Source organism: Kitasatospora sp. NPDC058243, assembly GCF_042882025.1.
In the GTDB taxonomy this organism is placed as follows: Bacteria; Actinomycetota; Actinomycetes; order Streptomycetales; family Streptomycetaceae; genus Kitasatospora.
The window spans coordinates 32,921-42,602 of record NZ_JBHVWW010000062.1 but is presented as its reverse complement, the minus strand read 5'-3'; the positions used below and the strand labels follow the sequence as shown (position 1 = coordinate 42,602).

The 9,682-nt window shown below is 72.1% G+C and carries 11 protein-coding genes; 8 read left to right on the top strand and 3 right to left on the bottom strand.

The window, feature by feature from the left end:
• Positions 1 to 162 precede the first annotated feature (162 nt).
• Entirely contained in the window at positions 163 to 2,628 is a 2,466-nt protein-coding gene (locus tag ACFVX9_RS30920) for a Tex family protein (RefSeq protein ID WP_380487970.1), read from the bottom strand.
• Between the two features lie 167 nt (positions 2,629 to 2,795).
• Between ACFVX9_RS30920 and ACFVX9_RS30915 the strand changes: the two genes are divergently transcribed.
• Both ACFVX9_RS30915 and ACFVX9_RS30910 read left to right on the top strand, forming a co-directional pair.
• Positions 2,796 to 3,233 carry a PPOX class F420-dependent oxidoreductase gene (locus ACFVX9_RS30915; protein WP_387984680.1) on the top strand — a complete coding sequence of 146 codons (438 nt, stop codon included), beginning with the start codon at positions 2,796 to 2,798 and terminating at the stop codon, positions 3,231 to 3,233.
• A 64-nt stretch (positions 3,234 to 3,297) separates the two neighbouring features.
• Entirely contained in the window at positions 3,298 to 4,197 is a 900-nt protein-coding gene (locus tag ACFVX9_RS30910) for an aminoglycoside phosphotransferase family protein (protein ID WP_387984679.1), read from the top strand.
• 119 nt (positions 4,198 to 4,316) lie between these two features.
• On the opposite strand, the gene ACFVX9_RS30905 is transcribed toward ACFVX9_RS30910, so the two are convergent.
• Positions 4,317 to 4,706, bottom strand: coding sequence for a hypothetical protein (locus tag ACFVX9_RS30905; protein ID WP_380487975.1), 390 nt, complete (start codon positions 4,704 to 4,706; stop codon positions 4,317 to 4,319).
• 170 nt (positions 4,707 to 4,876) lie between these two features.
• Between ACFVX9_RS30905 and ACFVX9_RS30900 the strand changes: the two genes are divergently transcribed.
• The 6 genes from ACFVX9_RS30900 to ACFVX9_RS30875 all read left to right on the top strand — a co-directional run bounded on the left by ACFVX9_RS30900 (position 4,877) and on the right by ACFVX9_RS30875 (position 8,540).
• Complete coding sequence (locus ACFVX9_RS30900) at positions 4,877 to 5,917, top strand: Scr1 family TA system antitoxin-like transcriptional regulator (protein WP_380487977.1); 1,041 nt, start codon at positions 4,877 to 4,879, stop codon at positions 5,915 to 5,917.
• Positions 5,918 to 6,000: 83 nt separating this feature from the next.
• Positions 6,001 to 6,501, top strand: coding sequence for a DUF6232 family protein (locus ACFVX9_RS30895; RefSeq protein WP_380487979.1), 501 nt, complete (start codon positions 6,001 to 6,003; stop codon positions 6,499 to 6,501).
• Complete coding sequence (locus tag ACFVX9_RS30890) at positions 6,498 to 6,821, top strand: hypothetical protein (RefSeq protein ID WP_363619038.1); 324 nt, start codon at positions 6,498 to 6,500, stop codon at positions 6,819 to 6,821. The genes ACFVX9_RS30895 and ACFVX9_RS30890 overlap by 4 nt, the downstream gene beginning before the upstream one ends.
• An 80-nt stretch (positions 6,822 to 6,901) precedes the next feature.
• Positions 6,902 to 7,543 (top strand): TetR/AcrR family transcriptional regulator, encoded by a 642-nt coding sequence (locus tag ACFVX9_RS30885; protein ID WP_380487981.1) that lies wholly within the window; start codon positions 6,902 to 6,904, stop codon positions 7,541 to 7,543.
• 72 nt (positions 7,544 to 7,615) lie between these two features.
• On the top strand, positions 7,616 to 8,131 hold the full coding sequence (locus ACFVX9_RS30880) for a tyrosine-protein phosphatase (RefSeq protein WP_387984676.1): 516 nt from the start codon (positions 7,616 to 7,618) through the stop codon (positions 8,129 to 8,131).
• A 148-nt stretch (positions 8,132 to 8,279) separates the two neighbouring features.
• Positions 8,280 to 8,540, top strand: a complete 261-nt coding sequence (locus ACFVX9_RS30875; protein WP_387984675.1) for a hypothetical protein — start codon at positions 8,280 to 8,282, stop codon at positions 8,538 to 8,540.
• 75 nt (positions 8,541 to 8,615) lie between these two features.
• Here the strand turns inward: ACFVX9_RS30875 and ACFVX9_RS30870 are convergent, their stop codons facing one another.
• Positions 8,616 to 9,533 (bottom strand): pentapeptide repeat-containing protein, encoded by a 918-nt coding sequence (locus ACFVX9_RS30870; RefSeq protein ID WP_387984673.1) that lies wholly within the window; start codon positions 9,531 to 9,533, stop codon positions 8,616 to 8,618.
• Between the last annotated feature and the right edge of the window lie 149 nt (positions 9,534 to 9,682).

The window sequence follows — 9,682 nt, the reverse complement described above, 5'->3', positions numbered from 1 at the left end:
AAGGGGGAAAGAAAAGGAACAAAAAAACGGTCCTCTGTCCAAACCCCACGCAACTCCGGGGGGGGGTGGGGGGGGCCGACCCACCACCTCCCCCCCCCCCCCCCCCGCGGCGGTCAGCCGCTCAGCGCCTCAGCGCCCCAGCGCCCCAGCCGCTCGGGCCGCTCAGCGCCGCCCGGAGCGGCGGTCACCCGAGGCGTCGCCGCCGGTCAGGCCCGCCCGGCGCAGCGCGTCCGCCATCGCGCTGTTCGCCAGCGACGCGCCGCCGCCGGACCCGCCCGAGCCGCCGCCCTGGCCGCCGCCCCGGCGCTCCTGGCGCGGCGGGCGGGCCTGCCGCTCGCCGCGCTCGCCGCCCCGGCCACGGTCGCCACCGCGCTCACCACGCTCGCCCCGGTCACTGCGGTCGCCGCCCCGGTCGCGACCGACCTCGTCGTCCAGCCGCAGGGTCAGCCCGATGCGCTTGCGCGGCACGTCCACCGAGACGACCCGGACCTTCACGATGTCGCCCGGCTTGACCACCTCGCGCGGATCCTTGACGAAGGTCCTCGACAGCGCCGAGACGTGCACCAGCCCGTCCTGGTGGACGCCCACGTCGACGAAGGCGCCGAACGCGGCCACATTGGTGACCACGCCCTCCAGCACCATCCCGACCTCCAGGTCGCCGATCTTGTCGACGCCCTCCTTGAAGGTCGCGGTGCGGAACGCCGGGCGCGGGTCGCGGCCCGGCTTGTCCAGCTCGCCGAGGATGTCGGTGACGGTCGGGATGCCGAAGACCTCGTCGGCGAAGTCGCCCGGGCGCAGGGCCCGCAGCCGTTCGCCGTTGCCGATCAGCCCGCCCAGCTCCCCGCCGGTGGACGCCAGGATCCGGCGCACCACCGGGTACGCCTCGGGGTGCACGCTGGAGGCGTCCAGCGGGTCGTCGCCGTCGGGGATGCGCAGGAAGCCCGCACACTGCTCGAAGGCCTTCGGGCCCAGCCGGGAGACGTCCTTGAGCTGCCGGCGGGTGCGGAACGGGCCGTTGGCGTCACGGTGGGCCACGATGTTGTCGGCGAGCGTGCCGGTGATGCCGGAGACCCTGGTCAGCAGCGGCGCCGAGGCGGTGTTGACGTCCACGCCCACGGCGTTGACGCAGTCCTCGACCACCGCGTCCAGCGAACGGGAGAGCTTCACCTCGCTCAGGTCGTGCTGGTACTGGCCGACCCCGATCGACTTCGGGTCGATCTTGACCAGTTCGGCCAGCGGGTCCTGGAGACGGCGGGCGATCGAGACCGCGCCGCGGATCGACACGTCCAGCTCCGGCAGCTCCTGCGAGGCGAAGGCGGAGGCCGAGTAGACCGAGGCGCCCGCCTCGCTGACCATCGCCTTGGTGAGGTTCAGCTCGGGGTGGCGCTTGAGCAGGTCCTCGGCGAGCTTGTCCGTCTCCCGGGAGGCGGTGCCGTTGCCGATCGCCACCAGGTCGACGTCGTGCTTCTTCGCCAGCGCGGCCAGGGTCGCGAGCGCGGCGTCCCACTTGTTGGCGGGCTGGTGCGGGTAGATCGTGTCGTACGCGACGACCTTGCCGGTGGCGTCCACCACCGCGACCTTCACCCCCGTCCGGAAGCCCGGGTCCAGGCCCATGGTGGCGCGGGTGCCGGCCGGCGCGGCCAGCAGCAGATCGCGCAGGTTGGCGGCGAACACCCGCACCGCCTCCTCCTCCGCCTCGGCCCGCAGCCGCGACCGCAGGTCGATGCCGAGCCGGACCAGGACGCGGGTGCGCCAGGCCCAACGGACGGTGTCGCCCAGCCACTTGTCGGCCGGGCGGCCGTGGTCGGCGATGCCGAAGCGGGCGGCGATCCGCCGCTCGTAGTCGTTCTCGCCGGGCAGATCGCCCTCCTCGCCGTCGTACGGCGAGAGGTCGAGGTCCAGCACCTCCTCCTTCTCGCCGCGCAGCATCGCCAGGATGCGGTGCGAGGGAAGCTTGGTGTACGGCTCGGCGAAGTCGAAGTAGTCGGCGAACTTGGCGCCGTCCTGCTCCTTGCCGCCACGCACGGTGGCCACCAGCCGGCCCCGGGTCCACATCCGCTCGCGCAGCGAACCGACCAGGTCGGCGTCCTCCCCGAAGCGCTCCACCAGGATCGCCCGGGCGCCCTCCAGCGCGGCGGCCGGCTCGGCGACGGACTCGTTCAGGAACCGGGCGGCCAGCGCCGCCGGATCCTGCGAGGGATCGGCGAGCAGCGTCTCGGCCAGCGGCTCCAGGCCCGCCTCACGGGCGATCTGCGCCTTGGTGCGCCGCTTCGGCTTGAACGGCAGGTAGATGTCCTCCAGCCGGGCCTTGGAATCGGCGGCCAGCACCTGCGCGCGCAGCGCGTCGTCCAGCTTGCCCTGGGCCCCGATCGACTCCAGGACGGCCGCCCGGCGCTCCTCCAGCTCCCGCAGGTAGCGCAGCCGCTCCTCCAGGGTGCGCAGCTGGGCGTCGTCCAGGGAGCCGGTGACCTCCTTGCGGTAGCGGGCCACGAAGGGCACGGTCGCGCCGCCGTCGAGCAGCTCGACCGCGGACTTCACCTGCCCGTCGCGAACGCCCAGTTCCTCGGCGATCTTGCGCTCGATCGCCTGCTGGGCCTGCCGGGCCACCTGTTCGACTGGCGTGGTCACGAAGCCGGTCACCTTCTCCTTCAGTGCTTTCGCCGTACGCCCTGCATTCTGGCAGGTGCCGGGGACCGCTCCCGGCCGCACCCGGGGCGGCCGGGCGTGGCGCCCTCCGCCCGCGACCCCAACCAGACTCAAGCAGTGCCCCGTTGCGCCTTCCTACGCTGACGCGCATGGACACCTCCCCCGCACTGGACGCCTCCCGCCCGCCGGACGCCGGCCCCTCGCCGGACGCCGCCGCCCGGCTGGACGAACTCGCCGCCGCCAAGTACCTGCTGTTCACCACCCACCGCAAGAACGGCACCCCCGTGCCCACCCCGGTCTGGGTGGCGCGCGACGGCGACGCGCTGGTCTTCACCACCGTCACCCGCACCGGCAAGGTCAAGCGGCTGCGCAACCGCTCCGACGTGCTGGTCGGGCCGAGCGACATCCGCGGCACCCTGCTCGGCGAGCAGGTCCCGGCCACCGCCGCCCTCGACCCCGACCGCGCGCCCGCCTACCGGAAGCTGCTGCGCCGCAAGTACGGGCTGCTGTGCGCGATCGCGCTGACCGCGAACGTGCTGCGCTTCGGCAAGGGCGGGACGATCGGCGTGCGGGTCACGCTGAACTGAGGCCGACCGTACGCATTCCGGGAATCCGCTGAAGGGCACCGATCCGCGCTGTACGCTGCCGGGCATGTGCGCTGCCACCCGGATGCACCCCGACGGACTGGTCATCGACGCGGCCCTGGTACGGCGGTTGATCTCCGCCCAGTTCCCGGACTGGGTCGGCCTGCCGGTCACACCGGTCACCTCCACCGGGACGGACAACGCGATGTTCCGCCTCGGGCCCGAACTCGCCGTCCGGCTCCCCCGGGTGGAATGGGCGGCCGGGGACGTCCGCCGCGAGAAGCAGTGGCTGCCCGCGCTGGCCCCCCGACTGCCACGGCCGATACCCGCCCCGCTCGCGGTCGGCCGGCCCGCCGCCGGCTACCCCTGGGAGTGGTCGGTGCTCCGCTGGTTCGAGGGCGCCAACCCGGTCGCCGGCGCCCTCGCCGCTCCCGGTGCGCTCGCCCGCGACCTCGCCGCCTTCGTCAACGCCCTGCGCGCCGTCAACCCGGCCGGCGGCCCGGCCGGCCACCGCAGCGTCCCGCTCGCCTCCCGCGACGGCGCCACCCGCGCGGCCATCGCCCAACTCGCCGGATCGGTCGACACCCACGCCGCAACCGCCCTGTGGGACAAGGCGCTTCGCCTCTCCGAGTACGCCGGCCCGCCCTCCTGGATGCACGGCGACCTCACCCCCGGGAACCTCCTGCTCGACCGGTCCGGCCGGCTCGGCGCCGTCCTCGACTTCGGCCTGATGGGCGTCGGCGACCCCACCGCCGACCTGATCGTCGCCTGGAACCTGCTGCCCGCCTCGGCCCGCCCCGCCTTCCGTGCCGCCCTCCGCGCCGATGACGCCATGTGGGCCCGCGGCCGCGCCTGGGCCTTCTCCATCGCGCTGGTGACGATCCCCTACTACCGTCACACCAATCCGGGCCTCACCGCCAACGCCCGCCACGTCGTCCGCGAGGTACTCGCCGACCGCAGCACCTGATCAGTCCGCCGCGAGGCCGGCGATACCGACGCAGACCCGCTGGGCGGCGTCGGGCGCGGCGTCGACCTCGTCGACGAGGTCGAGCTCCCCCGGTTCGTCCAGCGCCGCTTCACCCTCGGCTACTGAGTGACGGGCGGGGCCAACCGGGCCCACGAGCGGCCCGCGGCGGGGTCGCACCCCCAGGCGGCGCAGAGCCGCCGCACCAGCCGAAGACCCGGGCAGTCCGGCCCCGCGCGGCCGGACTGCCCGATGGCGGTGACCTCGATCCAGAGGCCGGCGGGGGCGGAGTACTCGAAGAGCACGTCGATGAGGTGGTGTGCAGGGGGAGTCCGGACCGCACTGGCGACCAGCTCGGTGACGATCAACTCGCCGTCGCCCGCGTAGTGTTCTCCGTCCTTGAGGTCGGAGAGGAACCCCCGGAGCACCACCCGGGCGGCGGTCGGCGAGGAAGGGTGTCGCGGGAGCGTGCACAGCTGATCGGCGAGGGCTCTGTCAAGGGCTTCGGGCATAGCGGTGCCACCTTTGGATGCATTGAGGATTTCGCGCGCGGGCAGGCCGCTTCGTGCACTCACTAGTGCGATTGCGCGATCAGTTCCATGATTAAGCATCGGCGGTCACCGTGCTGGTGACGAGTGATCAGCCGGTTCCAGGGAACGTCCTGACACAGGGGGCCTGCGCCATGACCCGCAAGAAGTTCACGAACCCAAACCTGCGATCGAGTGCGGGCGCCGTGTTCGGCGCGGTGCTGAAGCAGCTGAGAGAGTCGAAGGGGATGTCACAGGGTCAGCTGGCGATCCTCATCCCGTGCAGCCGCCCGCACATCTCCCGCATCGAGGCCGGCACCCGCAACCCGCAGGAGGACTTCGTCCTCGCAGCGGACCGACTGCTGGAGACGGGCGGCCAGTTGATCGATCTCTGGAAGGAGATCGACTGGTACGCACGGGTGGAACACCCCGACTGGTTCCGACGCTACGCGGGCTACGAGAACAAGGCCTCGAAGATCGGCGAGTTCCAGGTGGCCCTCATCTCAGGACTCCTCCAGACAGAGGGGTACGCCCGCGCACTGCTTGGATCGGGTGACGCGGCGGGCAACCCCGAACTTGTCGAGGAGCTGGTGGTCTCACGTATCGCCCGCCAGCACCGACTGACGGCCCCTGGGGGCCCGCTCCTCATGGTCGTCCACTCCGAGGCCGCACTGCACTCGCTCATCGGCGGTCCCGAGGTGATGTACGAGCAGCTCGGCCACCTGTTGACGGTTGGTCGGATGCCCAATGTCGTCATTCAGATCGCGCCGTTCAGCCTCGGCGAACGCATCCCGTTCGACACTCTCGTCTCCTTCCTCACCTCCCCTGACGGCCGGACGAGGCTCTATTCCGAGAGCCTGGACCAGGGACACTTCATCGAAGATCCCATGGAAGTCCAGCGCAAGCAGCGGGCCTATGATCTGCTCCAGGCGGACGCGCTGTCGCCGCGTGAGAGCGCCGATCGGATCCGCAGCGTCAGGGAAGGACTTCTCAACATGATCGCCACCAAGACCGACGCCCCATGGCGCAAGTCCAGCTACAGCGGTAACAACGGCGGCAACTGCGTCGAGGTGGCGACCACCCACCCCGGGCGGCTCGTCCGTGACTCGAAGGACCCCGAGGGCCCCGTCCTCGACTTCAGCCCCGTCGCCTGGCAGTCCTTCATCGACGCCGTCCGCACCGGCCGCCTGCGCTGACGGGGGCTGCCACCAGCGGCGACCGTTGCTATGGTTCTCCCCGCCACTACGGGTAGGGGGACGACTTGGCACGCAGAAGCAGTGTGATCGACGTCAGAGTGAGCCGGCGGGTGCTGTGGGTGGGCGGCGACGCCTATCCGCTCCACAACATCGCCCGGGCCCGGCAGTTCCAGCTGCTGCCGCCCAAGCGCGCGCGGGTGATCATCCGGTTCGTCCGGCAGGTGATCGGCCTGCTGGTGGCCACCGCCCTCCTCGGTTCGCTGCTCGGGAGCGGCGCGAACCAGGAGACGACCAAGAACGTGATCGGCGTGGTGGCGCTCGCGCTCTTCGCGGCCAGCCTCTACCGGCTGGTCAAGCGGCTGCAGATGCGCACGGTCTACCAGCTGATCATCGAGACCTCCAGCTCCTCGAACACGGCGGTGGTCAGCCACGACGCCCAGCAGGTCGGCAACCTGATCCAGCTGATCATGGAAGCGATCGACAACCCGCTGGCCGAGTTCGCGCTCCAGGTGGAGAACGTCCACATCGGCGACCAGATCAACCAGTACGGCGACCACAACACCGGAAAGAAGGTCAGCCTGTGAGCGGCGGCATCCACTTCGGGGACTCGGTCACCCAGCACGGCGACCACAACATCGGCATCATCAAGCACCAGGGCCCGGCCGACCCGCAGGCCGCGATGCGCGAACTCATCGCGGCCGTACGCCAGTTGCGCGAGCAGGTGCCGGCCGAGGACCGCGAGGTGCTGGACGAGTCGCTGGCGGACCTCGGCGGCGGGCAGGCCACCCCGCCCGCCACCCTGCGCCGCGCCCTGCGCAACATCTCCGGCGTCGCCGCCCTCGCCGCCGCCGGCGCCCCGGTGGTGGAATCGATCCGCCGCATCCTGGACTCGCTGAGCTCCTGAGCAGCGACGGGCGGCCAGGCCCGAAAGTCATACCGGGTCAGAGACCTTCCTCAGTCAAGGAATCCTGCTAGCCTGACGCCATGAGCGGACTGCGGGAACGGAAGAAGGAGCGGACGCGGCGGGCGATCTCCGAGGCCGCGATCGCGCTCTTCCTGGAGCACGGCTTCGACACGGTCCCGGTGGCGGACGTCGCGGCCGCCGCCGAGGTGTCGAAGCCGACGCTGTTCAGCTACTTCTCCACCAAGGAGGACCTGGTCGTCCACCGGTTCGCCGACCACCAGGACCAGGCCGCCGGTGTGGTCCGCGACCGGGCGGTCGGCGAACCGGTGCTGGCCGCCCTGCACCGGGACTTCCTGGACGGGCTCACCCGGCGCGACCCCATCACCGGGCTCAACGACGACCCCCGGGTCCTGGCGTTCAGCGATCTGGTGTACTCGACGCCGAGCCTGAAGGCCCGGGGCGCCGAATACCTCGCCCGCGCCGAACAGTCCCTCGCCCGGGCGCTGCACGAGGCCCCCGACCTGGCCCCGCCCCGACGCCTCACCGCCCCCCTCCTCGCCGCCCAGGTCACCGCCGCCCAGCGGGTCCTCGCCGAACACAACTGGCACCGGATCCGGGACGACGGCCAGACCGCCGACGAACTCCACTTCGAGGCCGCCACCAACGCCGACCGCGCCTTCGAACTCCTCACCGCCGGCTACGAAGGCGCCGCTGAGCGCTGAGGCACCACCGGACACCCGGGCACCGCTGGTTAGAGTGCCGCGCATGACAATGCGTCAGCTCACCTTCGAACGGTGCCCGACTACGAAGGGCTGGTCTACCACAACCTCTCGATCGAGCACCGCCCCTACGACCAGGCCGAGATCGACCCGGACGTCGACCCCTGGCGGTACCTCGCCGACCGCTTCGCCGAGGTCGCCGAGGACGGGGTGGAGGAGATCCGCGAGGCCCTGGAGGTGATCACCGCCGCCGAGGAGCCCGTGGCCTTCCACTGCGCCTCCGGCAAGGACCGCACCGGGCTCATCGCCGCCCTCGTCCTCACCCTGCTCGGCGTCTCCGAGGACGACATCGCCGCCGACTTCGCCCTCACCGAGCTGGCCACCCCGCACCTCATCGCCGAGTGGCACGCCGCGCACCCCGGCCGCACCCTCCGCTGGCCCGGCTACGGACGCGCCCCCGAGACGGTCATCCGCCTCGCCCTCGCCGACCTCGCCGCCCGCCACGGCTCGGTCGAGGACTACGCCACCGGCGCCCTCGGCCTCTCCCCCGCCCGGATAGCCGCCCTCCGCTCCCGCCTGCTCACGGCCTGACCTCGCCTGAGGGGTCGTCAACGGCCAAGAAGATGAAGGGAGTTCACTCGAACACAGGTTGACCTAAACATGTCATGTCGCGTTGCCTCCGCCTCTGCCGCGCTGCCAGGATCGGACCACTGCCCAGACGAACCAACGGGAGAAAACCATGAGGATGCGTTCCGTTCTGCCCGTCGCCCTGCTGACCGCGGCCGGCCTGTTCACCGGCGTCAACACCGCCTCGGCGGCGGGGTACCCCGGCTACCAGTGCTTCAAGACCGCCGACCGCGTCGAGTACTGCAGCGACGCCAAGGTCAAGAACCACACCGCGGGTTCCAACTGGATCAAGACCTGCCCGGCCGACGTCGTGGCGCACATGGGCAAGCCGTACATCGCGGCGAAGCGCCCCTCCGCCGCGCACAGCTGTTAGCGCCAGGCACCAAGAACACCGAGCCCGCCCGGCAGACACCTGCCGGGCGGGCCAGGTCGTTGCGGCGGGCGGCCGCTAGCGGCGGCGCGGGCCACCCGGGCGGCCGCCGTTGCGCGGCTTGCGGGGGGCGCGCGCACCGGTGGCGGCGGCCGCCGTGACGGGCCAGTGGGTGGGGCGGACGAGGGCGGCCGGCAGGCGGGTGGTCTCGTCGCCGCGGGCCGCGTTCAGCTGGGCCTGGGTGAGGAAGAGGGCCTCGGTGAGGTCGGCGCCGGAGAGGTCGGCGTCGCGCAGGTCGGCGCCGACGAGGTCGGCGAGGCGCAGGTCGGCGCCGCTGAGGTCGGCGGCGACGAGCAGGGCGCCGCGCAGGTTGGCCCCGCGCAGGTCGGCGCCGCGCAGGCGGGCGCCGAAGAGGTCGGCGCCGCGGTGTTCGCGGCGGCGGGGGACGGCGGCGCGGACGAGTTCGCTGGCGCGCAGCAGCAGGTCGCTGACGCGCTGCCGGTGGGCGGGGACGTCGACGGCGAGGATCTCCTCGGGGGTGCCGCCGGCGAGCCGGTCGGTCTCCTCCAGGGCCTGCCGCAGGTCGGCGTGGACCGGGCGGGCGGGGGCGTAGCCGAGCGCCTCGGTGAGGTACCAGAGCAGTTCGTGGAGCTGGCGCACCACCGGGAAGACGTCGTACATGGGCTTGGCGTCGGCCGGCGCCTCGCGCCAGCTGCGGCCGCCGAAGGTGACCTGGGAGACGCGCTGCCCGGCGCCGAAGCAGTCGTAGACGGTGCAGCCCTGGAAGCCCCGGTCGCGGAGGCGTTCGTGGATGCCGCAGGTGAAGTCGGTCTGCAGGTTGCGGCACGCGCTGCCGGCGGCCTTGTCGACGGCGAAGTCGGTGCCGGCGCCGAAGGGCAGGGCGACGCAGCAGAGGCCGAAGCAGCTGGTGCAGTCGGAGCGCAGCTCGGTCGGCTGAGCCGCCGTGGGGTGCTGCGGCGGCTCGGTCTCGCGCACGTCGCGTGGTCCTTCCAGCGTGGGCACCGGCCGTCCGGTGCGTCGGACCGCCAAGCCTACTGGGCGCTGGTCACACCCACCCCACCCCCGGTAAGGTGTCAATAGGCAGTGCACCTATTACGAGGTGCACCCATGGCGCAGTGCGCCCA